The following is a 26,089-nucleotide window of genomic DNA, read 5'->3' on the forward strand; positions in this document are numbered from 1 at the left end:
AATGAGTAAGACGGCGATAATAAATATAATTTCTTCTTTGCTTTTCAAAACGAGGCGGACGGTTTACGCCAATATAGCGGTGAAATTAAATTATGTATTTGACACTGTCAATCCCTCGTTAAGATTTACCCCCCCCCCCCCCATCAAATTCCGTGCCAATCCTCTCGCAGAGCGGGTTTCAGGACATAAATCGGTATTAATTTCTGACTTTCTTGATATAATAAATCAATTTTTCATCACCTTTTCTCGTAAAATTTTCTTTACGATTATCTGTTTCGTTTATATCTTCGCAAAACAAAATTGTATCATACTTTTCCCGAAAGTTGAAGGCTTACAAAAGAAAGAGAGAAGTAGATGAAACATTTTAATAACTTATTAGCAATTGCAGCGATTGTTTTGTTTTGCTCGACACAAAATGTATCTGCACAATCTTTTGTTTTTTCTGCTCGTCCTGAATTTGTGGCAATTACTCCTCCGGTAATTCAAGGTCAACCGGATTCTACAGCAGATTCTTCGACTCGTGCGAATATTTATTCTTTGAGTACTAAAAACCTTAAAGGAACACCGGCAAGAACTGGTTTATTAGGTGTAGGCGTAGCCGTTGAATTAGGTGGAATTTTCATAAATAATTTTTTTCTTACCGGTACCGCACATGGCGGAACAGATTATTTAGGTGGCTTCTTAAATCTAGGTGGCTTCTTAAATCTTGGAGGTTATTTTGATAAAGGCGCAGTCGGTGTTAGTTTAGGGCTTTCTAGAACGAACTACCATATCAATGTTAAAGAAAGTGGCATTATTATTGACACCTACACCGATAAAAACTTTAATATTGCCGGCTTTTTCCTCAAATTATTGGCGGGTAATACGCATAATTTTGATTTTACCACTAAAATTTTGTTTGGATTCAGAAGAGTTAATTTTGTTGAATCTTACCGTGCTAATGGTGGTCAAGTGTTCAGTTATTTTTACGATGATGCGGTTGCACACAAGGTTAATAAATTTTCAGCAACTATATCTTTAAGTGCTGGCTACACTTTAACTACAGGAAGGAGAAGGTAATGAAAAACATTAAAATATTTTTGAGTATATTTGCTTATTTGTTCTTATTTACTGGCTGTAATTTAGGAACATTAGAACTTGACGACACAACTAGTAGACCTCGTCCGGGCACTGTTCCAAATACCGTTGATGGTTTAACCTTACCGGAAAAATTGCAGTGGCTTAATGAAAATGCGGTAAATGGCGGAGAATACACTATTGAACTATCCAGTCACGGAAATATGGAGCCTCAAACTCTCTCTTTCTCTGATAAGAATATAAAAATACGACTTAAAAGTAATAATAGGGAAAGAATTATACAATTGACGGATAACGGCTCACTTTTCAGTATAGGCGCCGGCGTTACATTAATATTAGACAGTAATATTACCATTCGAGGACACAGTAAAAACAACGTTCCGTTGATTATCATAAACAGCAGAGGGTCTCTTACAATGAAAAACGGAGCAAAGATTTCCGGCAATACAGATACTCGTTATAACGGCGGAATAGGAGGGGTATATGTCGGGGTGGACGGAAGTTTCTTTATGGAAGGCGGTGAAATCTTCGCCAATTCCGCCAGTTCAGTCGGCGGGGTGTATGTAGCCGACGGCGGATACTTTGAGATGAAAAGCGGAAAAATCTTTGGTAATACCGCAAATTCCGAAGGCGGCGGAGTAGGAATTAACGGACGCTTTCTAATGACCGATGGAGAAATTTCGGGAAATACAGCTCGTTCAGGCGGTGGAATAAACATGTGGAATGGAATGTTTGAAATGGAAGGCGGTAAAATTTTAGGTAACATCGCTAACGGGACTTCCACCGCTTCCGGAGGTGGAGGAATATATGTGCAAAACGGCAAATTTGCTATGACCGGCGGAGAAATTTCGGGAAATACAGCTCGTTCAGGCGGTGGAGTGTTTGTAAGCGACAAAGCGAACTTTACCAAAATCGGCGGTGTTGTTTACGGTTATGATATAACAAACGGCAATGGTAATAAGGCGACAGAAGGTATAAATAGTAATAACAAAGGACATGCCGTTTTTATAAATACAAGCCCCAACAGACGTAGAGAGACAACAGCAGGAGCGGGGATATTTCTGAACTCAAGCATAGCCGGTGCAGCCGGCGGCTGGGAATAATTTTTGAATTTTTTAGATTTAACAAATAAACAATCCTAACGGAGGGAGTTTTTATGAGCATCAAAAAAGAGTTATTAATCAAACTTGCGGTATCGGTTGTCGCTATTAGTCTTATCTCGTGCGGCGGCGGAAAAAACGAGCGGGAAACCGCACCGACAACAGCAAGAGGAGGATTCCAAGGACATGCGGAAGATATATGCCAAGTGCGCGACGACGTTAACTTTTTCAGAGCCGCGGCTTCCGCAAACGGTCCTTACACTCGCAGAGACTTTATAAAACGAACCGCTATCAGTAACGCACAAAGTGAAATTCGTCAAAGAATTTCGCATCTTTACGAGGGAGTTATCATGGATTACGGCTCTTCTATCGGTATTAATGCGGGAACGGATATCGACGAACGCGTCAGAGCCGGCGGAAATCAGATAATATTACGGATGATAAACGACGCGTCTATAATTTGCGGTCCCAAATTTTCCGATGTCGATGAAAAAGGGCATCTTGAAGTGGTTCTCGCGATTGAAATAAGTAGAAAAAACATCTCCGACGAACTTTTAAAACACGTAGAGTCGGTAGTTTCGCAAGATGAGAGAAAGCGCGTAATGCTTGAAGAGAGTAATTTCCGCGAACAAATGGGTGCGGTATTTCAAAGATTCACAAGAGAACGTTAAACTACCTTGAATTGAGAAAAAAGGAACTGAGTATGTCTAGAATCTTTTCGTTGTTATTTATTTTATTGTCGACTGCGCCTATAACGCCCTTAATAGCGCAATGCCTTACTTTATCGAACGGAATACGACCCTCGTGGGTTAACAGCTCCCGTTACCGTCCGCAAGAAACGAGTCGTTCCGATTTCGTCTTGATTTTCGTTGAAGGACGAACGTTGGACGAAGTGCGCAGACGAGCCGAAGCGGAAGTTTTTTCGACTCGCAGCAGAGCGGCGGCGAGCGAATGGGGAAAATTATATAAAAAAAACGACAGCATGGTGTTTCAATCCGAAAATCCAGAAGAGTTTTTGGTCAGAGCTCAGTGTCTCGGCGAGCATCTTGAATGCAGAGCGGGCAAATACAGACTTTGGCAGCTTGTACAGACAGCGAAAATACCGTATCCCGAACCGCTTGAAACTATTTCAAGAGACCAAATCAGAAAATTGGAAAAAACCGCATTGGGACTTAAACCGTTTGTACCCGGTATGGCTCAAATCTACAAAGACAGTAATGCAAAAGGCGTATTTTTTATCGTCGGAACGTCAATTCTCGCCGGCGGCATCGTAACAACAGAGTTGTTTCGCGCAGACAATGCGTCAAAAGTAAATACGACTTTCAAAATGTCTCAGAGAAAGGCATATATAGACAACGCCAATACTTTGCAAAACTGGCGCAACGTTTCCATAGCGGCAACCGGTGCGTTTTACCTTTGGAATGTAATAGACGGTTTTGTATCAAAAAGACGGAACGACGGTAACAAATTTACGCAGATGTTCGATTCTGATTTTAAGATAACCCCCTACGCAGATTTATATGGGACAGGCGGTTTAATTTTGAGTTTTGGTTTTTAGAGAGAAGGAAATTGAAATGAAAAAATATTTAAATGTTTTTTGTACTTTGGCAGTAGCGTCTATATTCTTAGTTTCTTGTGCGAAAGAAGAATTTGATAATTTCGGCGGGATTCACGGCACGGTAACCGACAAATTTACAGGCGAACCGATAGTAAACGCGAGTGTTTTATTGTCTCCGGACGGAACGAACAGATTGACCGACTGGGAAGGTAATTACCAGTTTACAAATTTGGAACCGGGGCAATATTCCGTTAATGTTCAGCACATAGACTACAAAACCGACCGAAACATTGTTACCGTACGAGTCGGAGAGAGCGCTTTGGTAAATTTTTTACTAACAGTAGAATAGATATATATAGAAAGGAAGACTATTTATGAAAAAAGTTTTATATTTTATTGTAGCAGGGTTGTGCTTTTGGTTTTATTCCTGTGCGGATACGAACGATACTTCCGACGAAGACAACGGCGGCATATTCGGTTTTGTTACAGATTTTTTCGACGGAGAACCTATTAACAACGCAAACGTTCAACTTCGTCCAAGCGGAACGACTCAACAGACCGGAGCTAACGGACGGTTTGAATTTCTGAATGTTAAACCGGGGAGCTACTCAATAACCGTTACAAAATCATATTATTCCGACCTTGTCGACCCGTACACAATAATCGTCAAAGCAAACACCGCTTCTCAAAGAGACGTTATGATTGAAAGACAGCCAAGAGTTTTGAGATTATTAGCCGCAGACGGAACAATGAATGATATAACCGGACTTAACTTCGGTAACACGAACGATGTACGCTCCTTCAATATTTTTAACGAAAATCCCTATAAATTGGAATGGACGATAGAGAACAACACCGAATGGGTCATAGTAAATCCGTTGAGCGGAACGGTGAATCCCAACGGCGGATTGCAACCGATAACTGTTACAATAGACCGCAGTAAAAAAGACGATGATGTTAATAGCGCCGGTATCTCCATTGTTCCAAGTTCAAATTCAAATCCAAAATTCCCTACCAGAGATTTGACGATTTCCACGCAAATCGGAACCGCCGCGCTTTCACTTAACGTTAATCCGGCAAGCGGCGGCAAGGTATCGCGTTTACCGGACTCGGAGTCATATACTTTGGGAACAACCGTTACGATTACCGCCGACGCGGCGTCCGGCTATGTATTTACTGAATGGACGGGAGGAGCGGTCGCCAATCAAAACAACGCATCTACGACAATTACTTTAAATTCAAACGCTGCGCTTACAGCAAATTTTCAACGTCAAGACGACATCCCTATCGGAACATCGTTGGCGGCACAATTACTGGCGCTCCATACAAACGCGGAAAGCGACAAAGAATATATTATTGAATTAAGCGGTAACGAAAATATAGGCGCCCAGCCGCTCTCTTTTGCTGGCAGAAGCAATATCACCGTACGAATTAAAGGGGTCGGAGGAGAAAGAATAATCACGCTAACAGATAAGGGGGCGCTTTTCACTATAAATTCAGGTATTACTCTTATATTGGACAACGGAGTTACGCTTCGTGGAAATAACAGTAACAACGTATCGTTAATTTATGTCAACGGCAGAGGGACGCTGATAATGAAAACTGGCTCAAAGATTTCGAGTAATCCGTATCGCGGAGTGTATGTGGCTACCGATGGAAACTTTTTGATGGAAGGCGGTGAAATTTCAAACAATAAAGCCAACGGCACTTCTTATGGCGGCGGTGTGTATGTTGGTGCGGGAGGAAATTTCTTATTGGAAAATGGAAGAATCTCAGGTAATACCGCTTCTTATGGCGGCGGCGTATATGTTTACAACGGACTCTTTACAGCGACCGGAGGTGAAATTTCAGGCAATACCGCTTCTTATAATGGCGGCGGTGTGTATGTGGAAAACGGGAATTTTATTATGGAAGGCGGCAAAATTTCAAACAATAAAGCCAACGGCACTTCTTATGGCGGCGGCGGTGTGTATGTGGAAAACGGGAATTTTATTATGACAGATGGTGAAATCTCTGTTAATACCGCCCGTTCCGGCGGCGGTGTGTTTGTGTACGGCAATGCAAGTATCGCTAAAACCGGCGGGATTATTTACGGTTATGATATAAAAGACAACAACAGGAATACGGCGACAGCGGGGATAACAAGTACCGACAAAGGTCATGCTGTGTTTGTAAACACTAATCCCAACAAACGCAGAGAAACCACCGCAGGCAAAGAATTGAATTTGGATTCAAAAGTGACAGGCGCCGCAGGCGGATGGGAATAAAGAATGGTAAACGATAGAAAACTAAAAATGTTTGAGCTCCAAACGGGAAATTTAGCGAAAGAAGAATGAGTTATGGCGAACAGCGGCAAAAAAATAAAAAACGGTGAGCTTAAGAAATATTATCCGACATATGAAGTTAAGTCGGTATTAAACTATAAAAACGGGAAACTTGACGGAGAACAAAAATATTATTACTTGAGCGGAAAACTTGAAAAGGTAAGAAATTATAAAGACGGAAAATCGGTTGGAAGATTTGAGCGTTACTACGAGAACGAACGGCTTGAATTAGCGGTAAACTACAAGGATGGAATATTAGACGGAAAATGGGAAGAGTATTGCAAAAACGGACAACTTTATGTAAGAGGAAATTACAAAAACAACAAAAAAGACGGAAAATGGGAAAGATATTACAATAACGAGAAAATTGAAATCACAGGAAATTTTAAAGACGATGAAAAAGATGGAGAATGGAAGCATTACTACGAGAACGGAAAACTTAAAACGGTAGAGAATTACAAATATGGAGAGTTATTTAAAAAATTTGATAAGTATTTCGAAAACGGGAAGGTTAAAACCGAATTTCTTAGCAACCGTAGTAAACAAGATGATAATCATGAACAGCTGAATTATTTTGATAACAAAAATTTTATAATGTCTGAATATTACGACAGAGACGGAGTGATAGAAAGTAGATGTTACAAAGTTAAAAGAATGTTGTACGCCGTAACAGATGTTTCGGAACGATGTGGAATCTTGAACGGAGAACAGAAATATTATTACGAGAATGGGCAGCTTGAAAAAACGAGGAACTACAAAGACGGAGAACCTGTCGGAAGGTTTGAGCGTTATCACGAAAACGGACAGCTTGAATTGGCGGTAAACTACAAGGATGGAATATTAGACGGAAAACGGGAAGAGTACTACGATAACGGACAACTTTATGTAAGAGGAAATTTCAAAAACAACAAAAAAGATGGAAAATGGGAAGAGTACTACGACGACGGACGACTTCGTGCAACAGGGAATTTTAAAGATGATGAAAAAGACGGTGAATGGAAGTATTACCACGAGAACGGACAACTCAAAACGGTAGAAAATTACAAATACGGAGGAATTATTAAAAAATTTGATAAATATTTCGAAAACGGGAAAGTTAAAACCGAAATACATGGAAATCGGTTTGATGCAGGAAATGGCGACATTGGTTTGTTTTATTACTACGACAGCAAGCATCCCATAATATGTGAATATTACGATAAAGACAAAGTGTTAAAAAGCAAAACTTACCCCGACGAGACGGGAATGTTTTGCATCGAAACAGATGTTTCGTCATTGTATTGTGGAATATTAGACGGAGAAAGGAAAGAGTTTTACGAAAATGGAAAAGTTAAAATTATAGGAAATTACAAAGATGATAAAAAAGACGGAAAACACGAGTGTTATTATGAAAATGGACAACTTGAAGAAGTGATATATTATAAAGACGGTAATATAGACTTTGATGAGGAATTTAAAGAATATTATGAGAATGGAATATTAAAAAAAGAATATAACTACAACAAAGATGGTGGCAGAATATGGAAAGGGTATTACGAGAACGGGCAACTTAAAACAATAGAAGATATCAGCAGTAAAACTGAAGAATATTATGAGAACGGAATACTTAAAAAAACCGGAAATCGCAAAGACGGGAAGTTAAACGGTAAATGGAAAGAGTTTTACGAAAATGGGAAAGTTAAAATTATAGGAAATTACAAAAATGGGACGTTATACGGAAAATACGAGAGTTATTACAAGAATGGAAAACCTGAAATTGTAGGAAATGTAGAAGGAATAGACAAATTCGGAAAGATTCTCTTTAACGGAAAACACGAGCGTTATTATGAAAACGGAAAACTTAAAATAACCGGAGACTACAAAGACGGAGTGTTAAGCGGAAAATTGTACTACAAAAACGGGAAACTTAAAAAAACAGGAAATTTTAAAGACACCGAATTAGACCCCAAATATGGGTTTCATAGAGATTTTGATTGGTAATGAATAGGTTTTACAGAAACGAGAAAATGATTGTGGATATGAATGAGAAAGCGGAAACGGGTATAATTGATACTAACAAGGTCATGCGATGTTTGTCAATACTAATTCGGATATGCACAGAGAAACTACCGCAGGTAATGAGTTGAATCTTGATTCAAAAGTGACAGGCGCCGCAGGCGGGTGGGAATAAACCGAGAAATAAATAACAATGGCGGACGTGGCAGCAAAACGTAGAAAGAAAAGGTTTTATGGAAGTTAATGGCGATATTGCTAAACTCATGAAATTAATGAATGTCGAAGGCTCTATGTTACAATTTTTGGAAATAGGGATTAAAATGGGAATCGACCAAATTGAAGCGGAATGTGAAGGTTTTCCGTCAGAAGAGTACTATAAAAGAATTATGCAAAAGGTGAATATGGGTATTCTGCTTAATCAGATGATGTCCATTTATAGCCGCTATTATACACGAGAAGAAATAGCAGGGCTTATCGCTTTTTACGAAACGCCTGTTGGTGCAAAACAGATCAAAGAAATCCCTGCAATTTTGCAGGAAATAATTGTCGCAAATCAGATATGGGTTGAGCGAATAGCAGAAAATATAAACAATGAATTTGGAGAAATATCTTAAAAGGAGATTTAAAATGATGAACGAAACACACAAACTGTTTTACTTAATGGGATTTGACTTTAACGTGATAACATCACAAATGTTGGAACCTATGATTGAACACGTTAACGAACAAATTCCAAACATTTCTGATTCATTTTGGGATAAATTTCGCAACGACCTTGATGCCGAAAGCCTGCGCAAAATGTACGCAGATATTTATGAACAACATTTTACTCATAAAGAAATATCTGATCTTATTGAGTTTCACGAAAGTGTCTTAGGAAAGAAAACGGTTAAAGCTAACCAACAAATCGCTTTGGAAAGCCAAGCTATTTCGTCGGCATATTTTGAAGCATTGGGAAATGAAGTTATGAAAGAATTGCTTGCAGAAAATAACGCTTAAGAGAATAATTTGAGAGTTTTACATTAATATGAAAGGACGGGAAATCTAAAATCTTACGTGTATTTGAACGAAACACAAGAAGGGTATATCTTGCCCCAAAGAAAAGATAGTATCAGTATAATTTTACTGATAGCAAATATAAATAAATTTTTCTAAGGAGAAAAAATGGAACAGTACATTCAAACTAGTTTTTGGCATGCACTTGCAGTAGTATTTATTGTTGGTGCAGTTATGAAGTTTATTTTCAGAGGTATTCCTGCGACATTTAAACCGAACTTTGATATCGTTGGTGTTGGTATTTTAGCATTTCTTTTTCTATACATTTGGCACATTCGTCACGGAGTAGGATGGCTTGTTTTGGGAATTATAGATGCGATTTTATTTATATACTCTATTTTTAGGCGATTCTATAAGAAACCGGTCACAGATAGTACACTTCCAAATGAAATCGCGGAATTTGCAAAAAGTCTAAATTTACCCAAACTTATTTCTGCTGATTTGCAAATGGAATCAATTGAAGCACTTCCCGGCAAGAAAATTTTATATACCTATACTATGATAAATGTTCCCATAGGACAAACACTTGCTCAGAATGACTTATCAAGTATACGAAACGAATTGATTAAAGGTGTTAAAACTGATGATGTGTCGTTGGCTCGCTACCGCGAAAACGATGTCACTTTTATTTACAAATATATGGATAAAGAAAAACAAGGTCAAGTTGGTATTTTTGAAATCACGCCGAGCGATTACAAAGAATCCAAATTGAAGCCGGAAGTGGTAAGATATGATTATTAAAGACAAGGTTCAAAGAAAAGAATTGGTTACAGAATAATTAAAACGAAAAAGGAGGTGTATTATGTGTCCATTTTTTCGAGCGGCGTACAATACTTGCAAATTTTTTGATACATATCAAGAAGGGTATCAAAAGGAACATTACTGTCAGGGTAGTGACTGGCAGAATTGTGCAAATTATTACAAAAGAAGTTCTGAAGAGAAATTAAGAGCCGCTGCGAAGTCTTGATTTGTAGTCAGGGAAATTAAAAAATTAAGGAGATGTAAAAACGATGGAAGATTTTTCTAAACAAGAAGTAACTTTATCAAAACACGAATTAGATTCAATCTTGCGTTTCTGTTTACTGCAAAACTTGATTGAAGAATATTTCTTGAAACAGGATAGTGGATACTACTGTACTTTTGAAATCGACAAACGCTTCGGAGAAAATAGCGATCTGTTTTTTCCAGGATTCGTTTTCCGTATAAAAGACGACGAATTTTACATTTCGGAATACGGATACCTATTAGAGAATCCGTATGAAATAGCCAGCAAGATAGAGGAAAATGTAGGGCTTCAAACAAGAGTTTCAGATAAAAACGATATTGTCGCCTACAAAATTGAAGCGTCTGAGGAAATTGTCGCTAAACTCATTGAAATATGTAATTCTTTAGTTATGCCGCAAATTTAAAGAAAAGGGAGTGTATTATGTCAGATACCGTAATGTGTCCGTATTATCAAACGGAATATAAACTTTGTAATTTTTTTGGAACGTATCAAGAAAATAGAGAATACAATTGCTTAGACAGCTACAATTGGAAACAATGTGCAAATTATACAAACAGAAGTTTGGAAGACAAAGTGGCAAAACGTTTGCGACCGAATCCTGATTTGTAATCATATGTAAAAAAGGGAGAGAGAAAGTTATGAAATGTAAAAAAAATGATGGGAAGATGTGTTTTCTTAGACCTGTCAAAAGGATAATTCCGTTTCTGTGTTGGTGGAAAGAAGATATTGATAAGTATAAAGAGCTTAGCTGCGCCGAAGAGCGTGCGTTCAGAAGAGACGGAAGCGAAGACGCCAAAAATTTAGCAGCATCTAATAAAAAATCTGAGAAAGGCAAAGAGACCAACAAAAATTATTACCATGAGTACGTAGTGCCGCTCATAGAAGGCGATTTCCTTCCGGAAGTCGGTAACAAATATGAAAGTTGTCATAATGAATTGGAATGCTTGAATACGTCAATCAGAGATATTAAGGTTAATGCCGCTAATAAACTACATAAAACTAAACTTGAGATTGAAAAACGTCGTCAAGAAATTGATAGATTAATACAAGTGGGTGGAAAAACCAATCAACATCTGATTGAGATTGAGGGAAAAATGATTGACAAGCATATAAAGGAATGTGGAGAATACTTGATTGAGTGTAAAACCTCCGCTAAAAAAAGCATAAACAAGGCGGAAGTACTTTTGAAAAATTATAATCGCTATTTTGATAATGAGGTAGTACTACGTATAAAACAAGCTAATGTTTATTGGAAAGCATTTTGTGTGGCGTATAAAAAATTCAGCATGAACCATGAAGGTTTAGATAATTGTGGAGACATGTTTAAAAAAAAATTACAGGAGAACAATCCGGCAGAAGGTTTTAAGGTTGAGCAATATGACGATATTATGCCTCCAAATTGAGATTGAGGCAAGTAAATAGTATCCAGTTGTGGCAATTACAATATAACTTATAAAAAATAAGAGACAAGGAGATTTGAGATGGAATTATCCACAGAATTAGATGGAAAACCAACGGATGGTTTTTTCAGTTCTAGATATGGTGTTGCAGGTAAGAGTGCGATACTCAGCAAAGTTAACGAGGAAATTCGTCAGGTCAAAGAATATGTCGAGAAAGAACTTGAGAAAAATATGGAGAGGCTGAAACTCATACCGGAGAAGACCGAAGAGCGAGAAAAAGAAATAGTTAAAGCTATTGATCTTCTATATGACACCGCTTTAAATAAATATGAGCAAGCGAAACAAAAAATTATAAGAGCATGGGACAAGGTTGAAGCCGATAGGAGCTATCTTGATCAACTGGGGTTTGGCGATATACTTGACATGGCAAAAGAAATGCTGAGAGAGTATAAAAAAAATTTAGCCGAAATAGGCGTCAAAGAAAAAGAATATGGCGATAAAATAGAAGAAGAAAATAATAATCTTTCGAAAAAAATCAAAGATTTGAAAACAAAAAATAATTTTAATGAAAAGCTGGATCAATTAAAGGGAGATAGAGATTCTTTTAAACAATATGACAACGAAATTAAGAGTAATCGTATAAAGAAAGGATCGAATAATGAGTAAAGAAAATAAAAGGATTAATCCTTTTAGATCTGTATTTGAAGGAGTAAAGAGAAAAGATAAGAGTAAAAGACTTAAAATTATTCTTGTACTTTTGTTCTGTACATTAGTGGATATTTCTTGTTTTGGGTTTATGATTTACGCAATGGGGTTGTCTTTGTTGTATGTGTTAATTGGAGGAGTATTATCAGGACTTCTGACAAATTTGGCTTCATATGTCTGTGGAGATTTCGGGTATGGTCAAATTAAGGAGGTTAAGCAAACAATAGTTAATACAAAAAACGAAAGAATACTTGAACAGATCAAAAGTGACAGAGAAATAGCATGGTTCATATTCGTGGTAACATTCATAGCGATAATAGTGTTGCAGTCCGTACTTTCGTTTAAGAAATATCAACAAATAGTACAGCATAATGTTGAGTTTAATGAAAAATATGTTGAATGGAAAAAAATTAAGGAAAGTGATGAGTTTCAAACATGGAAGATTACGCGCCAAGATTCGCATATAGAAAATGAGCCTAAGGATGCCAACGGGGTTATCGATTTGGCAACATTCATGTTCCCTCTCCTTACTACTATTTTTTCATTCGTATTCGGAGTGAAATTTAGAAATGAGTATTATGGGATTAAAGACTTATATGATAAAAAGTGCAAAGAAATTACCGATTGGTACAATAAGCAGGACGAGGAAGAAAAACCAATTAACGACGATTCCAAGGAGAAAGTAAAAAAACTTGAAAACGAAAAAAAGGAAAAGATTGAAGAACTCAAAAACACTTCTAACAAACTCTTGAAAGATGCAGAAAAAATTATCGGTCCGATAGATGATCTCGGAAAACTTAAAGGAAAATTGTATGATGCCATAATGGAATCAATCGAAGAAAAACCAAACAACAAGCCATTATACGAATGTCGAGAAAAATTAATAGAAGAAATCATACAGATCTTGCCGAAGTACTATGAATATGACATTGAAGATCTACATAAGTCTCTAATTGTTGTAGCAGGCAAAATAAAAAACGATTTATGCTCCCTTGCCACTAATACTCAGCTGCATTCGTTGAATGAAGATGAAAAATACCAGAGTCGGTTGCAAAACTTGAAATGCGCCCAAAATATTTTTAAACCATATAAAGGAAGTGAAAAATGAAATCACAAAAAATGCGTTGTTTTATAATCGCCGCGTTACTAATAAGTATAACACTCATATCTTGCAGAGATAACAGAGGCGCCGATGCTTTGGTTTTAATCGTTGGGTGTAATGCGAATACGAATGTATTGCCGGATAGATTTTATAGTGAAATAAGTAAATTTCTGGAAGGTGCCGTAGATGGAGGTTGCGTTGCCGTAATTTCAAGCGACGGTGTTCCAAGAGTCTTATATGAGAATTGTTTCTCCGCAGAAAAAAATAGAATCGAACGAGAGAAAAAAAATGAAAGCAGAAAAAAGAGAATTGAGAAATTTTTAATGGACGAAAATGAAATACGTGCCGTAGTGCCTGAAAACGATTTGTTAAAGGCTATTCAGCACGGAGCTAGACAGTTGAATGCTTTTGAAAGTCAATCTAAAAGAAAACTCAGAGAAAAACGAATTGTCATCATGAACAATGGCATAGTAACGACAGGAGAGTTTGATTTCACGGCTTCGGCGTATATGATTAATAAGTATGACTTTAAAACCAAGAAAAATGAAGTCGAAGCATTTGCCGCCGGAATTGCTGAAAAACTTAGTATGAACGGAGAATTGCCTAACCTTGGAGATGTAAACATTACTTTTATGGGACTTGGCGATGTCGCTCCGCCACAAGAAGAATTGTCAATGAAGGTAAGAGAAGGACTAATAATACTGTGGAGAACTATATTTGAGAAGTGTAATGTTCCTACCGCTCAGATAGATATAAAAGACTGGCCTCCAAATACGGGCAATCCTAATGTAGGGCTTCCACAAGTTACGCCTATATTTTTTTTTAACGGAATAATGGAGATTCCTGACAGTTTGGTAACATTTTCTTTCGGACAATCGGTCTATAAAGATCCAAGTAGCGCAGAAAAAGTGCTTAGGAATTTTTCGAACGAAATAATTGAATATATTGCAAAGAACAAGAACGCTAAAATATATGTGGTCGGTTCAGAGTCAAAACACAGGGGCGTTCCGCCCCCATTTACAACCGCTTTATCTGAAAGCAGAGCAAAAACTGTTATGGAAACACTTGTAAGATTTGGCGTTCCGAGGAATCAAATGGAAGCATTCGGTCTTGCTGTAGATTTTCCAAGGCGCGAAGATGAATGGAAAAGCGGAGCGTTTGATCCAATAATTGGAGCGAAAAATCAAAAAGTTGTACTTATTCCTGATAATATAGAAGATGTTAAATTTTTAGAAGAAGTGCGGAGTGCGAGAGCGATACTGTATGGAAAGCGATAGGCGAACTTTTTATAAGGGGTAAATTCGTTGCAGCGCAGAACCAATTACAACGAGTGCCTACCACACTAAAGCATACGTTGAAAAACAAGAACTGTAAAAAATTTGGATACAGAAAACATTTGAACATATGATAAACTTAAATATTTGATAGCAGAAAAGAGGAAAGAAGTGGATGAAAAAATTAGCAAAATATTAAGAATTAATCTCAATCTATATTTATAGTGGGGGTTGATTACAAAAAATAGGAAAGATGAAAAAATCATCGACAATAAACATAAACAACGTATGCCTATTATGGCATTAAGAAAGGTAGCAGAACATGGAAAATTTGGAACAAAAAAATTTTAACGAATCCCCGCACATTATCAATCCAAGCGAATCACACATGGCGTTGATTTTTCTGCTTGATACGTCAGGATCTATGGCGTCAGACGGTAAAGGCGGAAGTCCTATTCAAGAACTTAACGCAGGCTTGAACAGATTTAAGGCTGAAATTATCAAAGACAAGCAAACGCGAGACATTTTAGACGTCGCGATTATTGAGTTTAACAGCGACCATAGGGTAATACAAGATTTTGTTCCCGTAGAAGATATGGAAGAAGTCAATCTCGCGGCTACCGGAGTAACTAACATGGCTCCGGCAATAAAAACCGCTCTTGATATGATTAACGAAAGATCAAGGTTTTACAAACTCTCCGGTTCCGTGCCTTATAAGCCCTGGATTATTTTAATCTCCGACGGCGCTCCAGGCGACGATATAAGCGGCGCTATTGAAAGAATTAAGGACATGGAAGAGAATCGTAATGTCAGTTTTCGTTCTTTGGGCGTAGAGGGATATGACTCTAAAGTTTTACACGATTTGTCAGGTCCAAAGGTAATGAAATTAACGGGTACAGATTTCTCTAGTTTTTTCGATTGGGTTAATAAAAGTATGAGAGCGGTTTCTCAAAGCTCGCCGCACGAAAAACCGGAAGCGATAAAGCTTTCGGGGAATGTAGTTGTTGACACGGATTGGGATGATTGATTGTAAACATGCGAAACCGATTTTTAAGTAAACGAATTAGTTTCGTATGTTATTCACAAAGAGAGGTTAAACGAAAATGATATATACATACGGTATTACGGAACAAGGCGCATACCACGTTAAAAACAACATACCTTGTCAAGACGAGCATTATATCGTCAAATACGGCGATAATATGATTGTTGCGGCTGTTGCAGACGGGTGCGGAAGTGAAGAACATTCGGATATCGCTTCAAAAATCGCGGCAAAAGTTTCCGTAGATTTTTGCGTGGAACATATTTCTATGCCGGAAGATAAGGACGATATTTTGAATATAATAAAAAAATCGTTTTTACTGGCGCAGAACACTATCGAACAAAAAGCGAAAGATAACGGACATAGCGTTGACCAATATGATACGACACTTACTTTAGCCGTTATGTACAAAGATACGTTATATTACGGTCATTCTGGCGACAGTGGAATTCTCGCATTGACTGCCGAAGGGCTTTATGAACAAGTTACAGAACAACAACAAGACGAGGAAGGACGTGTTTTCTATCTGTTTTGCAGTGATAAATGGGTATTTAAGAAATTTGAAAAACAGGTTTGTAGCGTATTATTGGCGACCGATGGAATATTTGAACCGTTATTCCCTTATCTGATTAAATACGAGCCGGTAAATATACACGTATCGCTTGCCCGATTTTTTATGGACAACAAAATTTTACAGATAGACGAATTAGGCGAAGACGCAGTGAAAGCGCGGATTGCCGACTTTATTCACAATATATCGGACGAACAAGTCAATGACGACAAAACCATAGTCGTATTAGTGAATCCGTCGATTGAATCTAAGGAGCAATCTGACAATTATTACAAAGAACCGGACTGGGTTGGGTTGAAAAAAATACACGACGAAAAATGGAAACACGATGCGTATCCGCATTTATTCAAGGAACAAAAGGATATATGACGCATAAGGGTATATCGGGAACAAACTATTCGCTTCAATCCACCTCTTTTAAGAGCGGCGGCGAAGGCAGTATATACCATGTAGGGGACGCTAACGGATCAAAAAAGGTTGCCAAAATTTATCATGACGAAGCGTTAACGCCGGAACTCGAAGATAAACTCAAATATATGGTAAATAACCCTCCTGACCCAAGTGTATTGAATCAGGTCGCTTGGCCGTTGGATATTTTATACGATACGGAAAGCAAATTTTGCGGTTTTGTAATGCCGGAATTAAGCATAAACGCCGAGTTAAGCGATGTTTATAAGTATCTTTCTTCCGTTTATCAGTCTTTATCCATAAACAATAAGATAATCATAGCGGAAAATATATGCGCCGTTATATCTGCGGTGCATAACGCAGGATATGTATTTGGAGACTTTAATCCGCAAAACATCGGCGTTGATAAAAACAGCGGAAAAGTCGCTTTTTTAGATACGGACTCTTACCATGTTTTTGACACAGTTAAAAACAAGCATTATCGCTGTAAAGTATGCGCAGACGGATATGTCGCGCCGGAACTGCTGGAAGCGTGTGCCGACCATGCGGCTGCATATCCGCAAGACGGTAAAAAACTTTACGAAAAAATACCGTTAAAAAAATCTTTTACAGAACAAACGGATAATTTTGCCTTAGCCATCCATATATTCAAATTATTAATGAACGGATATACGCCGTTCGGAGGGATAATTGAAACAGAAAGGCTCTCACAAGCTTCTCCAAGCCAAGGAAACACCGCTGTCCGCCGCAACGAATATTCTTTCAGACCCGGATATAAACCTATGTCTGCCGCAGTGCCGCCGCTTGACATATTTCCGCAAGAAATAGCGAATTTATTCCAGCGGGCGTTTTTAGTTACCGGTTCAATCAATCCGCTGCAAAGACCGACATCAATCGAATGGCACCAGGCTTTGTCCCGATATGAAAATACGTTGATTGACTGTCCTGTAAATAAACTACATCAATACGACAGGAAAAATAAAACATGTCCGTATTGTGAAGCGGATATGAAGTATCAAAACGCGATAAACGGGATGAAGGCTAAAACGCATTCTCCCATACCGGCGCCTATATCAATTATTCAACAGAAAACCTATTCGCAGAAACAGTCCGGCAGTAATAAATTCTCAAACTTTCGCAAAAAAAGATGGAGATCCCTGTCCAAGTTTATTATAATCGCCATTTCGTTAAGCTTAATAACATTAGGAGTGAATTTGGTAAATTCGCGAGAGGCATACAAAACAATTAAAACGTTCGTTCACCAAAAGCCGCAAGAGTCTATTGCCGTTACTTCCGTTCCTCCACACATTCCACAAAATGTAAATGTAGAAACCGCACAAACAAAAACAGCAAACACAAGCGGAAACGCTTATACGAAATCGCTTGAACATCGACAACAGCAACCGCTGACTACTACTACTTCCATTAAAACGGAACAGACGAAAACACCAACGCCTCAAAAACAATCTACGGTTAATACCGTTACTGCTATAAATAGGGCGGCAGATCATAACAACCGCGGAGTTGAATATCTGAACAAAGGCGATTATGACAGAGCGATCGCTGATTTTAATGAAGCGATACGAATTGATCCAAACAATGCAATTGTTCGCGGCAACCGTGGAAATGCATATTTCATGAAAAACGATTATGACAGAGCAATCGCTGATTTCAAAGAGGCAATAAAGCTAAATCCAAACGATACGGAAGCAAAAAAAGATTTGGAAGACGCTCTTAGGCGAAAAAACTCAATGTAAACAAACTATTAAACAGAGAGAAAAACAGATGAAGCGTCAAAGTATTTGTAACGAGGAGCGACAATTTTGTTATTTGACATGAGCAACATATTTAAACCTTCTGTAGATAACGGCGGCTATTACTACAGTCGCCTAAGTGACGAACAGAAATCAATATACCGGATAATATTATCCGGTATTGAAACGTATGCGGAAGAAATAAAATTACCTATGAAGCCGATTAATGAAATATCTATGATATTTAACCGTATCTTGCTTGACAATCCAACGCTTTTTTATACTTCATCTTTTAGCCAAATAAACGATTTGTGCAAACAAAAATGTATTGTAAAACCCGATTATAAATATTCAAATAAATTTGTGCGACAAAACACAAATCATATCAAAACCTGTTTACAAACATTTGAAGCGTTAAAGACAAAAAGAGATATTGAAAAAGAGATGTATGTTCATGATTATTGTTTGAATAACTTTAAGTATGACTATACGTTCGCGGACTACTCGTATTTAGTCCTTGGTCCTGTACTAAATAATACCGCCGTATGTGAAGGAATCGCCAAATTTGTAAAACTTGCGTTTGATTATCTTGGAATTGAAAGCGTCGTAGTTTCGGGAAAAGCAAAAAATCCTATAAACTCTGCAACAGAAGGACACGCTTGGAACGTTGTCAAAATTGATGGAAAAACATATCACTTGGACGTTACTTTCGATATGACGCTAAAAGACAAAACAAATCGCTATGATTATTTCAATCTTACCGACGAAGACATAAAAAAGGATCATACCGCACTAGACGATTTACCCGTATGTTCAACAATTGGAAACGATTATTTTTCGGTAAATTCGTTAGTTGTGTTCACACCCGCTGAACTCGAAAAAATAATAGGAAACGGTTTAACGCAGGGCAAGAAAAATATTACGGTGAAACTGAAAAACGTAAAAAACACAGAAAGCGTCGTAGATAAAGTAATGTCTGTTTCGCAGCAACAATATATGAAAATTTATAAACGCGGTGTAACGGTAGAAGTCAAATACAATTTAAATCAAGCGGTATTTGACATAAATTTCAAATGAGAAAGGAAAAAAATGAGTGAGCAAAACAACAATCAAAACGATAGCGGCGGCGGATTGTTTCTATTTATTATCGACTGGATATTTGATATTATAAATAGACGTAAAATTCGCAAATACAATAAACAAGCCAGAGGCCTTGAAGAATATAAAAGCATTACGACCGATATTTTATTTCCTTGCGAGTCGTATAATGAAAATATTATAGTATCGGGAGGAGATGCCGGAGAACGTCTGAGGTTTAGTGAACGCATTATACAAAACAGCTCCGCAAAAGGACGTCCGATGATTATACTGCATTTGGGAAATACTGGTTTGGAAAACATTGCGGCGCAGAATAATCTCGGCGTTATCGCAAGCATGCACAGTAAAAATTTTGACGCGTTTACTTCTTTTGAGCAACAAGAAATCTGCCAAGTCGTTCTTGATACCTGTAAATCCAAATATGATATAAAACCGTATGGGCGTTATATTTTGCAGATAGTGTACGAACTTTTGGCTTGTCAAAAAATACGCCCGTATTTTTCAAATTACGCAGATTTCACTTACCACCAATTGTCCGAAAAAATTAACGACTGCTTTGTGAGAGGCTTGATTACTCAAACAGCAGCTGACAATTTAAATTCTTTGCTTATGATGGGACAGACCGAGTGCGCAAAAATTGATTCGTTTTTTTATGATTCAAAAGCGCAAATGGGCCATATAGCGACAAACAACGCAAATATTACCGGCGGTACAAGTGTTTTATCGGCGATTAAAAAAGGAAAAACGTTGTGCGTTGATTTAAAATCGTCAGCAAATACTATGCTTGTAGAATTAATCGTAAATTCCATCACCATCGCCATGAATCGCGGATATGAATTTTCAATTTTCTTGGACGACGTAGCCGTAGCAAACAACGAAGCCCTAAAAAACATGTTGTGCCAAAAATCAAATCATAATAACATTATTTGTTCTAAAGATTTGTATGCGTTGCTTAATGGGAAAGAGGATGTTTTTACAAACATCGCCGGAGAAGCGGAAAAAACGGTGCTGTTATCCCACGGTTCGCATATTGGTTGCGAAAAATGGTCAAAATATATAGGGGAGTACGATAAAATCGATGTATCGCATAATACAAACGGCGGTTGGAGTCAAAGCAGTAAATGGGGTTATAACTCAAATCAAGGAAAAACGATGAAAGAAAAACGCGAGTATAAAGTAAAACCGGAACAAATAAATCGTTTGTCGCACAATGAGATATTTATATACGACAATCAAACAGGCAGTTTGATACAGACAAAAGTGATTTAGAAAGACTGAGATTATATGAGCGAATGTACGGATTATTGGTGTAATGAATATGGAAAAGCAAACGGAAATTGTGACCGTTGCGAAAAAAAAGAGAACGCCAAAGATGAATCAAATATGCGGGTAATTCTTAAAAAACGAGCCGAAAAGGTAATGGAATTGGATAAATTGTCAAATAAAAATTTTGGGCAAAATAGATAAAAAAAGGAGAACGCTAAAATGAGCAAGAGTAATACGAGTTCAAATGCGGGTGCCGGACAAGGAAATTCGCAGCCGTCAAGTGCGGCTAACGCAAACGCAAGTTTTAAAAACATGTTTAATTCTTTGGGACAAGCGACTGTTAAAGGCAGCGGTAAAGCAGCTCAAAGCATTTCCGAAAGCGGAGGGTCAAGCAATGGAATAGTCGCAGGCGGAATTGCTGCCGGAAAAGACTTAGGGCAAGCTGTAAAGCACGGCGCTCAAGGCATGTCGTATTCCGCAAAATCTATAATGGAAGGTGCGAGTCGGCAAAATCCAAATTCAGGACAAGCGTTGCAAAGTATGAAAATTCAACAAGCGATGACGCCGCAAGGACGTGCGTCAAGCGCAATAACCGACAAATCAAGCAGTGCGTCAAAAAGCGGTTCTTCAGCACAGTCTAAAGGAACAAGCGCAAGTTCGGGCGCAAACAAAAGCGGAGGTCAAAGCAGATGAATATATCGACGCGTTTGTTATACGGAAACACAATATCGCAAAACAACCCGCCAAGTCAAATTGCAAACGCAAAAATTAAACTTAACGGCGCATATAACGGCAAACCAAATACTTTCACGCTTGATAATGACGTGTTAAGCAAACACACAATGCTGGTCGGAGGAACAGGTTGCGGTAAAACCACTCTTTTTTACCATTTTGTTTCGCAAATAAAACGCAATATGACAAATGACGATGTTATGATTATTTTTGACAGCAAAGGAGATTTTTATTCTCAATTTTATAACAAATCAACAGACCTCGTTATCGGAAATTCCAAACAATATTCAAGTATATCGCAACATTGGAATATTTACAAAGAAATCCTTGCCGACGGTTGGGACAAACGTGATTATATCATAAACACGCAAGAAATATGTAAATCATTTTTTGACGAGCGCACAAAAAACACGACAAACGCCTTTTTCCCAAATGCGGCAAGAGACATGCTTGCCGCCGTTATTACAGTATTTATTCGTGAAGGAGAAAAAGACGCTAGCGTAAAAAGAGAATGGTTTTATAACAATAAATTAAAAGAGTGGTTGGAACAATCAGATTCGCAAAGAATTATGGATTTGCTCAGCGAAAGCCCCGACGCAAATGCTGTGCTGTCGTATATCAGCGGAGACAATGCTCAATCGCAAGGAGTTTTATCGGAAATGTATTCTGTTATAAGAGAAATATTGATAGGCGTTTTTGCAGAAAAAGGAAGTTTTTCTATGCGTGAATTCGTACGCAACAAAGGCAATAAAACACTATTTATAGAATACGACCTTTCAATCGGAAGTATGCTTACGCCGGTATATCGCCTTATGTTTGACCTTGCCCTAAAAGAAGCGCTCGGACGAAATAAGCCGCAAGGAAACGTATATTTGGTTTGTGACGAGTTCAAATTATTGCCGCATTTACGCCACATTGACGACGGTGTAAATTTTGGACGCAGTTTGGGGGTTAAGGTGTTTGCCGGCATTCAAAGTATTGAACAATTATACGAGATTTACGGGCAGAGTCGAGGTAGAAATATAGCGGCAGGTTTTTCGTCGGTGTATGCGTTTCGTGCAAACGATGTTTCAACAAGAGATTACATAACCGGATTGTTCGGAAAAAATATTGTTCTGGAGAAATATCAGCGTCTAGACAATCAAATAACAGAAGAAAAACGAAACGGGCAAACGGTAGAAGATTGGGATATGAACAGTTTGAAAGTCGGTGAAGCGATTGTGGGGTTGCCGTTTTCACAGCCGTTTAGGTTTTATTTTGATATGTATTAAACCCCTCATTCAAAAAACTATAATCACATAACGGTCGCCGAGATAAACTCCTGTGTTTTTATACAAAAATTACAAGAAAACCGCTTTTGTCTCGGCAAATAAAATATTTTCATACTCGTATTTAATTTTTTTACAGTGGAAGCGGGTGATTTAAAGTTTTATGAACGGTGTATATGTAAAAGAAACCGAACCGCTTGAAAGAGCGGTTAAACGTTTTTCAAAAGTTTGCGAAAGAGCGGGGTTAATTTCCGATATAAAGAAAAATCGTTATTTTGAAAAGCCGAGTGAAGAAAAAAAGAGAAAAAATAACGCTGCAAAACGTAAACAAATTCGTGAAGACAGACGAAAAACTTGGTCTGTTCGTTAAAAATAAGACGTCTGAAATCGGAGTGATATGGGTTCAAAATATTCTTTCAGCATTTCGGTAAAAAATTTTTGGACAATTCTTGTTCCGGCGATTTTGATTTTTTTAGCGCTGGGCGGAGTTGCCGGATTTTTGTTTGTCGATAAAGTAATTATGCCGAATTTTACGGATTTGCAAAATAAAAACGATGTCGTCGTTCCGTCGCTGGTGGGTTTAAACGTTGAAGCGGCGGCGCAAAACGCATTTGATTTAGGGTTAAGGATTATAAGAAGAAAAAACCGTGAGTATTCGGACAACGCGCCTTATAATTCCGTGCTTTCGCAAGAGCCGTCCGCCGGAGAATATGTAAAAAAAGGGCGTCATATTTTTGTTTCCTTGAGCAACGGAGCGGAAGTCGGCGAAATTCCGAACGTCAGAGAATTGGCGGAAGGTCCGGCGAAATCTACTTTACGTCAGGCGGGGTTTGAAAATATTTCGGTTAAAATTGATTTTGACAAAGAAATTCCCGCGCTGTTCGCCGTAGAAACGAATCCCCCGGCGAATACGAAGACGTCGCGTAGCGTTCCGGTAGTCCTTTTGATATCAAAAGGGCAAAAACCTACGTCGGTAATAGTTCCGAATTTGGTAGGAGAAATGTTTTCTGAGGTGCGGGGAAAAATTGAAGATAAGGGATTAAAACTGGGAGATGTCGGTTATAAGTCAAGCCAATTGATGGGGGCGGGACAAATTATTTCACAGTCGCTGTCCCCCGGAAAAGAAGTTCCTTTTGGGAGTATGATAAATGTTGTTGTCGCGGTGGAGAGATAAACTAAAAAACATAATATTTTTGCTTGTTGTATTTTTCTTATCCCTGCCTGTCGGCTGCGGATTTTCTGGAAATTCAAAATTACTCAGACAAGAAAACGATACGATAAACAAAGCCGCTTATTCCGAGCTGTCTTCGGAATATTTTATTGAAGGAATGAACGCCTTACGAAGAGGCGATTCGGCAATGGCGCTGAATTATTTTGAAACCGCCTTGACGCTTGACGCGGATTCTAAAATTTTAAATGAAAAAGTAATCGACATTTCAATTTTATTGAACAATCCGGTAATAGCCGTTAAAGCGATTATGCGCGGGCGCGAGTACTCGCAAATCAATGACGACGAACTGCGAAGATTAGGCGCGATTTATTCTCGTTATCGTTACTTTTCCGAAGCGTTTGAAGCGATTTCGTTTATAAAGGAAAAAGACAAAAAAGACACGATTATTCTCGCCAGAGTTTCGGAGCAGGCGGAAAAATTTTTGTATGCGATTGAATTGTATAAAACGCAATTCTCAGACACTTCCGCCGAATTACAGTTCAAAATCGCCGATCTGTATAGAAGATCCGGCTTGTTTGCAACGGCGGAGTCGCTTTATTTGGAGACTGTCCGAAAACAGCCCGATAATATTGCGGCGAAAAAAGGTTTAGCCCTTTCCCTTATCGGTCAAAACGACGCATATCCTGCAAAGACCGTATTGGAAGAGATTTTGGTTGCGGAACCCGTTAACAGCGAAATGTGGTATTTGCTCGGCTCGGCTTTAGAAGCGTTAAACGATTGGCAAAACGCGGCAAACGCATACAAAAAATCCGTAGAAATAAGAGAAGATTTTACAGATGCGGTTTGGGCGTTGATGGTTTTATGTACAAAAATCGGCGACTTTGAAACGGCGTTGGATTTAGTCAAAAGGCTGTCCGAAAAATTTCCCGAAAGAGCGGAATATCCGGCTATTATGGGGACAATATACAACGCAATGAATTTATACGATTCCGCGTTTGTCGTTTTGAATAAAGTTCTTGAATTAGGAATAAGAACGCCGACGGTTTTGTTTGAGTTGGGAATGGCGTCGGAAAGAACGGGAAAATTTGAAGAAGCGGAAAAGTATTTCAAAGAAATTCTTGAAATTAATCCTAATTATGCCGTCGCCGCTAATTATTTGGGGTATATGTGGGCGGAAAAAGGAATAAATTTAAACGAAGCGGAAAAGCTGCTTATTTCGGCGTTGAAAGAAGAACCCGATAACGGCGCATATTTAGATTCTTACGGTTGGATTTTGTTTCAACAAAAGAAATACAAGGAAGCGGAAAAACCGCTTTTGCGTTCGGCGCAACTTATTACAAACGACTATGTGGTTTACTACCATTTAGGCGAACTGTATTTAAAACTCGGAAAGAAAAAGGAAGCGTTGAATTATTTTATAAAAGCGAATAGCTTCAAAGACAATCCCGCCTTTGAAGCCATAGACAAACAAATTAAAGACCTTTCAAAATGACCTTCCAATTCATTCGGTAGTATTGTATCCCCGAATAAAGCGCAAAAAACACCGCAACGGCGATAATATAATATGAAACTGGGAAAAACAAAACCGGAATTTTTATGCCGAAATATTGCAGGTAATAAATAATTATAATTAGAAATGTCGCCGCCGCCTGTGTGATCGCTTTAAATTTTCCAAAACTGTTCGCCGCCAAAATCGTACCGTCTTTCGCCGCCATAATGCGGAGCAAATAAATCAGCGAATCGCGGTACAAAAACGCTAAAAACGCCCAAACAGGAATCGCTCCTACTAATAAAAACGATAAAAATATCGTTTGACGGGAAATTGCGTCGCAAATCGGGTCGAATATTTTGCCGAAATTCGTAACTTGATTTCTCGTTCTTGCGGCAACGCCGTCAAAAGCGTCGGACAATTCAAGCAGGATCGCGGTGATAAGCGCCGCGTTCAAAAACGCAAAACTTAAAACTTCGCCCGTTTTTCCTATAGCGTTTATAAAAAAAAACGCGAATAACGCGCCCGTAAAAAGCCGACTTCCGGTTAAAATCATTGCAATATTCATAATACTTAAAATACGATATGCGCATTCGTTGGAACTTATTATCGTCTGTTATACGATAAAATCTGAAAGACCGTAAATTCCCTTTCTTTTTGATTTCGGGCAAATTGTATTTTAATCTGCAAAAT

30 protein-coding genes are annotated in these 26,089 nt (G+C 38.2%); 29 read left to right on the forward strand and 1 reads right to left on the reverse strand.

Features of this window, described 5'->3' with window-relative positions; genetic code table 11:
• Position 1 precedes the first annotated feature (1 nt).
• From LBH98_09120 to LBH98_09260, 29 genes are all read left to right on the forward strand, one after another.
• Entirely contained in the window at positions 2-358 is a 357-nt protein-coding gene (locus LBH98_09120; protein MDR0304905.1) for a hypothetical protein, read from the forward strand.
• Positions 355-1,059, forward strand: a complete 705-nt coding sequence (locus tag LBH98_09125; GenBank protein ID MDR0304906.1) for a hypothetical protein — start codon at positions 355-357, stop codon at positions 1,057-1,059. The genes LBH98_09120 and LBH98_09125 overlap by 4 nt, the downstream gene beginning before the upstream one ends.
• A complete protein-coding gene (locus tag LBH98_09130; GenBank protein ID MDR0304907.1) occupies positions 1,059-2,180 on the forward strand; it encodes a hypothetical protein in 1,122 nt (373 codons plus the stop codon). The genes LBH98_09125 and LBH98_09130 overlap by 1 nt, the downstream gene beginning before the upstream one ends.
• Before the next feature lie 53 nt (positions 2,181-2,233).
• Positions 2,234-2,848 (forward strand): hypothetical protein, encoded by a 615-nt coding sequence (locus tag LBH98_09135; GenBank protein MDR0304908.1) that lies wholly within the window; start codon positions 2,234-2,236, stop codon positions 2,846-2,848.
• Positions 2,849-2,880: 32 nt separating this feature from the next.
• Positions 2,881-3,735: a hypothetical protein gene (locus LBH98_09140; GenBank protein ID MDR0304909.1), complete on the forward strand. Its 855-nt coding sequence runs from the start codon at positions 2,881-2,883 to the stop codon at positions 3,733-3,735.
• Positions 3,736-3,751: 16 nt separating this feature from the next.
• Complete coding sequence (locus LBH98_09145) at positions 3,752-4,084, forward strand: carboxypeptidase-like regulatory domain-containing protein (protein ID MDR0304910.1); 333 nt, start codon at positions 3,752-3,754, stop codon at positions 4,082-4,084.
• A 25-nt stretch (positions 4,085-4,109) separates the two neighbouring features.
• Positions 4,110-6,002: a carboxypeptidase regulatory-like domain-containing protein gene (locus LBH98_09150; GenBank protein ID MDR0304911.1), complete on the forward strand. Its 1,893-nt coding sequence runs from the start codon at positions 4,110-4,112 to the stop codon at positions 6,000-6,002.
• Between the two features lie 72 nt (positions 6,003-6,074).
• Positions 6,075-8,039 carry a toxin-antitoxin system YwqK family antitoxin gene (locus LBH98_09155; protein MDR0304912.1) on the forward strand — a complete coding sequence of 655 codons (1,965 nt, stop codon included), beginning with the start codon at positions 6,075-6,077 and terminating at the stop codon, positions 8,037-8,039.
• A 248-nt stretch (positions 8,040-8,287) separates the two neighbouring features.
• Complete coding sequence (locus LBH98_09160; protein MDR0304913.1) at positions 8,288-8,668, forward strand: DUF2059 domain-containing protein; 381 nt, start codon at positions 8,288-8,290, stop codon at positions 8,666-8,668.
• 13 nt (positions 8,669-8,681) lie between these two features.
• Positions 8,682-9,053 (forward strand): DUF2059 domain-containing protein, encoded by a 372-nt coding sequence (locus tag LBH98_09165; GenBank protein MDR0304914.1) that lies wholly within the window; start codon positions 8,682-8,684, stop codon positions 9,051-9,053.
• A 165-nt stretch (positions 9,054-9,218) separates the two neighbouring features.
• Positions 9,219-9,851: a hypothetical protein gene (locus tag LBH98_09170; GenBank protein MDR0304915.1), complete on the forward strand. Its 633-nt coding sequence runs from the start codon at positions 9,219-9,221 to the stop codon at positions 9,849-9,851.
• 61 nt (positions 9,852-9,912) lie between these two features.
• Positions 9,913-10,077, forward strand: coding sequence for a hypothetical protein (locus LBH98_09175; protein ID MDR0304916.1), 165 nt, complete (start codon positions 9,913-9,915; stop codon positions 10,075-10,077).
• Between the two features lie 43 nt (positions 10,078-10,120).
• Positions 10,121-10,519 carry a hypothetical protein gene (locus tag LBH98_09180; protein MDR0304917.1) on the forward strand — a complete coding sequence of 133 codons (399 nt, stop codon included), beginning with the start codon at positions 10,121-10,123 and terminating at the stop codon, positions 10,517-10,519.
• A 17-nt stretch (positions 10,520-10,536) separates the two neighbouring features.
• Entirely contained in the window at positions 10,537-10,725 is a 189-nt protein-coding gene (locus tag LBH98_09185; GenBank protein ID MDR0304918.1) for a hypothetical protein, read from the forward strand.
• A 29-nt stretch (positions 10,726-10,754) separates the two neighbouring features.
• The gene (locus LBH98_09190; GenBank protein ID MDR0304919.1) at positions 10,755-11,519 is read left to right on the forward strand and encodes a hypothetical protein; all 765 of its coding nucleotides are present in this window, start codon (positions 10,755-10,757) and stop codon (positions 11,517-11,519) included.
• Between the two features lie 78 nt (positions 11,520-11,597).
• Entirely contained in the window at positions 11,598-12,182 is a 585-nt protein-coding gene (locus tag LBH98_09195) for a hypothetical protein (protein MDR0304920.1), read from the forward strand.
• Positions 12,175-13,329: a hypothetical protein gene (locus LBH98_09200; GenBank protein MDR0304921.1), complete on the forward strand. Its 1,155-nt coding sequence runs from the start codon at positions 12,175-12,177 to the stop codon at positions 13,327-13,329. Before LBH98_09195 ends, LBH98_09200 begins: the two co-directional genes overlap by 8 nt.
• Complete coding sequence (locus tag LBH98_09205; protein MDR0304922.1) at positions 13,326-14,600, forward strand: hypothetical protein; 1,275 nt, start codon at positions 13,326-13,328, stop codon at positions 14,598-14,600. The genes LBH98_09200 and LBH98_09205 overlap by 4 nt, the downstream gene beginning before the upstream one ends.
• 319 nt (positions 14,601-14,919) lie before the next feature.
• Positions 14,920-15,624, forward strand: a complete 705-nt coding sequence (locus tag LBH98_09210) for a VWA domain-containing protein (protein ID MDR0304923.1) — start codon at positions 14,920-14,922, stop codon at positions 15,622-15,624.
• A gap of 76 nt (positions 15,625-15,700) precedes the next feature.
• On the forward strand, positions 15,701-16,579 hold the full coding sequence (locus LBH98_09215) for a protein phosphatase 2C domain-containing protein (protein ID MDR0304924.1): 879 nt from the start codon (positions 15,701-15,703) through the stop codon (positions 16,577-16,579).
• Complete coding sequence (locus LBH98_09220; protein MDR0304925.1) at positions 16,528-18,375, forward strand: tetratricopeptide repeat protein; 1,848 nt, start codon at positions 16,528-16,530, stop codon at positions 18,373-18,375. Before LBH98_09215 ends, LBH98_09220 begins: the two co-directional genes overlap by 52 nt.
• Positions 18,376-18,441: 66 nt before the next feature.
• Positions 18,442-19,449: a hypothetical protein gene (locus LBH98_09225; GenBank protein ID MDR0304926.1), complete on the forward strand. Its 1,008-nt coding sequence runs from the start codon at positions 18,442-18,444 to the stop codon at positions 19,447-19,449.
• Positions 19,450-19,461: 12 nt separating this feature from the next.
• Positions 19,462-20,739 carry a hypothetical protein gene (locus LBH98_09230; GenBank protein ID MDR0304927.1) on the forward strand — a complete coding sequence of 426 codons (1,278 nt, stop codon included), beginning with the start codon at positions 19,462-19,464 and terminating at the stop codon, positions 20,737-20,739.
• 15 nt (positions 20,740-20,754) lie between these two features.
• Complete coding sequence (locus LBH98_09235; protein MDR0304928.1) at positions 20,755-20,937, forward strand: hypothetical protein; 183 nt, start codon at positions 20,755-20,757, stop codon at positions 20,935-20,937.
• An 18-nt stretch (positions 20,938-20,955) separates the two neighbouring features.
• Complete coding sequence (locus LBH98_09240; protein ID MDR0304929.1) at positions 20,956-21,429, forward strand: hypothetical protein; 474 nt, start codon at positions 20,956-20,958, stop codon at positions 21,427-21,429.
• Positions 21,426-22,739, forward strand: coding sequence for a type IV secretion system DNA-binding domain-containing protein (locus LBH98_09245; protein ID MDR0304930.1), 1,314 nt, complete (start codon positions 21,426-21,428; stop codon positions 22,737-22,739). The genes LBH98_09240 and LBH98_09245 overlap by 4 nt, the downstream gene beginning before the upstream one ends.
• A 160-nt stretch (positions 22,740-22,899) precedes the next feature.
• A complete protein-coding gene (gene rpsU, locus LBH98_09250) occupies positions 22,900-23,106 on the forward strand; it encodes a 30S ribosomal protein S21 (GenBank protein ID MDR0304931.1) in 207 nt (68 codons plus the stop codon).
• Between the two features lie 27 nt (positions 23,107-23,133).
• Entirely contained in the window at positions 23,134-23,910 is a 777-nt protein-coding gene (locus LBH98_09255) for a PASTA domain-containing protein (GenBank protein MDR0304932.1), read from the forward strand.
• Complete coding sequence (locus tag LBH98_09260) at positions 23,885-25,399, forward strand: tetratricopeptide repeat protein (protein ID MDR0304933.1); 1,515 nt, start codon at positions 23,885-23,887, stop codon at positions 25,397-25,399. Before LBH98_09255 ends, LBH98_09260 begins: the two co-directional genes overlap by 26 nt.
• On the opposite strand, the gene LBH98_09265 is transcribed toward LBH98_09260, so the two are convergent.
• Positions 25,380-25,964, reverse strand: a complete 585-nt coding sequence (locus tag LBH98_09265) for a CDP-alcohol phosphatidyltransferase family protein (GenBank protein ID MDR0304934.1) — start codon at positions 25,962-25,964, stop codon at positions 25,380-25,382. The genes LBH98_09260 and LBH98_09265 overlap by 20 nt on opposite strands.
• Between the last annotated feature and the right edge of the window lie 125 nt (positions 25,965-26,089).

The sequence above is a fragment of the Chitinispirillales bacterium genome, from assembly GCA_031254455.1.
Taxonomy (GTDB): Bacteria; Fibrobacterota; Chitinivibrionia; order Chitinivibrionales; family Chitinivibrionaceae; genus WRFX01.

Bases quoted from the DNA above. Each gene is read 5' to 3' on its own strand.
- LBH98_09120 (MDR0304905.1), top strand. From the start codon at position 2: ATGAGTAAGACGGCGATAATAAATATAATTTCTTCTTTGCTTTTCAAA.
- LBH98_09125 (MDR0304906.1), top strand. From the start codon at position 355: ATGAAACATTTTAATAACTTATTAGCAATTGCAGCGATTGTTTTGTTT.
- LBH98_09130 (MDR0304907.1), top strand. From the start codon at position 1,059: ATGAAAAACATTAAAATATTTTTGAGTATATTTGCTTATTTGTTCTTA.
- LBH98_09135 (MDR0304908.1), top strand. From the start codon at position 2,234: ATGAGCATCAAAAAAGAGTTATTAATCAAACTTGCGGTATCGGTTGTC.
- LBH98_09140 (MDR0304909.1), top strand. From the start codon at position 2,881: ATGTCTAGAATCTTTTCGTTGTTATTTATTTTATTGTCGACTGCGCCT.
- LBH98_09145 (MDR0304910.1), top strand. From the start codon at position 3,752: ATGAAAAAATATTTAAATGTTTTTTGTACTTTGGCAGTAGCGTCTATA.
- LBH98_09150 (MDR0304911.1), top strand. From the start codon at position 4,110: ATGAAAAAAGTTTTATATTTTATTGTAGCAGGGTTGTGCTTTTGGTTT.
- LBH98_09155 (MDR0304912.1), top strand. From the start codon at position 6,075: ATGGCGAACAGCGGCAAAAAAATAAAAAACGGTGAGCTTAAGAAATAT.
- LBH98_09160 (MDR0304913.1), top strand. From the start codon at position 8,288: ATGGAAGTTAATGGCGATATTGCTAAACTCATGAAATTAATGAATGTC.
- LBH98_09165 (MDR0304914.1), top strand. From the start codon at position 8,682: ATGATGAACGAAACACACAAACTGTTTTACTTAATGGGATTTGACTTT.
- LBH98_09170 (MDR0304915.1), top strand. From the start codon at position 9,219: ATGGAACAGTACATTCAAACTAGTTTTTGGCATGCACTTGCAGTAGTA.
- LBH98_09175 (MDR0304916.1), top strand. From the start codon at position 9,913: ATGTGTCCATTTTTTCGAGCGGCGTACAATACTTGCAAATTTTTTGAT.
- LBH98_09180 (MDR0304917.1), top strand. From the start codon at position 10,121: ATGGAAGATTTTTCTAAACAAGAAGTAACTTTATCAAAACACGAATTA.
- LBH98_09185 (MDR0304918.1), top strand. From the start codon at position 10,537: ATGTCAGATACCGTAATGTGTCCGTATTATCAAACGGAATATAAACTT.
- LBH98_09190 (MDR0304919.1), top strand. From the start codon at position 10,755: ATGAAATGTAAAAAAAATGATGGGAAGATGTGTTTTCTTAGACCTGTC.
- LBH98_09195 (MDR0304920.1), top strand. From the start codon at position 11,598: ATGGAATTATCCACAGAATTAGATGGAAAACCAACGGATGGTTTTTTC.
- LBH98_09200 (MDR0304921.1), top strand. From the start codon at position 12,175: ATGAGTAAAGAAAATAAAAGGATTAATCCTTTTAGATCTGTATTTGAA.
- LBH98_09205 (MDR0304922.1), top strand. From the start codon at position 13,326: ATGAAATCACAAAAAATGCGTTGTTTTATAATCGCCGCGTTACTAATA.
- LBH98_09210 (MDR0304923.1), top strand. From the start codon at position 14,920: ATGGAAAATTTGGAACAAAAAAATTTTAACGAATCCCCGCACATTATC.
- LBH98_09215 (MDR0304924.1), top strand. From the start codon at position 15,701: ATGATATATACATACGGTATTACGGAACAAGGCGCATACCACGTTAAA.
- LBH98_09220 (MDR0304925.1), top strand. From the start codon at position 16,528: ATGGAAACACGATGCGTATCCGCATTTATTCAAGGAACAAAAGGATAT.
- LBH98_09230 (MDR0304927.1), top strand. From the start codon at position 19,462: ATGAGTGAGCAAAACAACAATCAAAACGATAGCGGCGGCGGATTGTTT.
- LBH98_09235 (MDR0304928.1), top strand. From the start codon at position 20,755: ATGAGCGAATGTACGGATTATTGGTGTAATGAATATGGAAAAGCAAAC.
- LBH98_09240 (MDR0304929.1), top strand. From the start codon at position 20,956: ATGAGCAAGAGTAATACGAGTTCAAATGCGGGTGCCGGACAAGGAAAT.
- LBH98_09245 (MDR0304930.1), top strand. From the start codon at position 21,426: ATGAATATATCGACGCGTTTGTTATACGGAAACACAATATCGCAAAAC.
- rpsU (MDR0304931.1), top strand. From the start codon at position 22,900: ATGAACGGTGTATATGTAAAAGAAACCGAACCGCTTGAAAGAGCGGTT.
- LBH98_09255 (MDR0304932.1), top strand. From the start codon at position 23,134: ATGGGTTCAAAATATTCTTTCAGCATTTCGGTAAAAAATTTTTGGACA.
- LBH98_09260 (MDR0304933.1), top strand. From the start codon at position 23,885: ATGTTGTTGTCGCGGTGGAGAGATAAACTAAAAAACATAATATTTTTG.
- LBH98_09265 (MDR0304934.1), bottom strand. From the start codon at position 25,964: ATGAATATTGCAATGATTTTAACCGGAAGTCGGCTTTTTACGGGCGCG.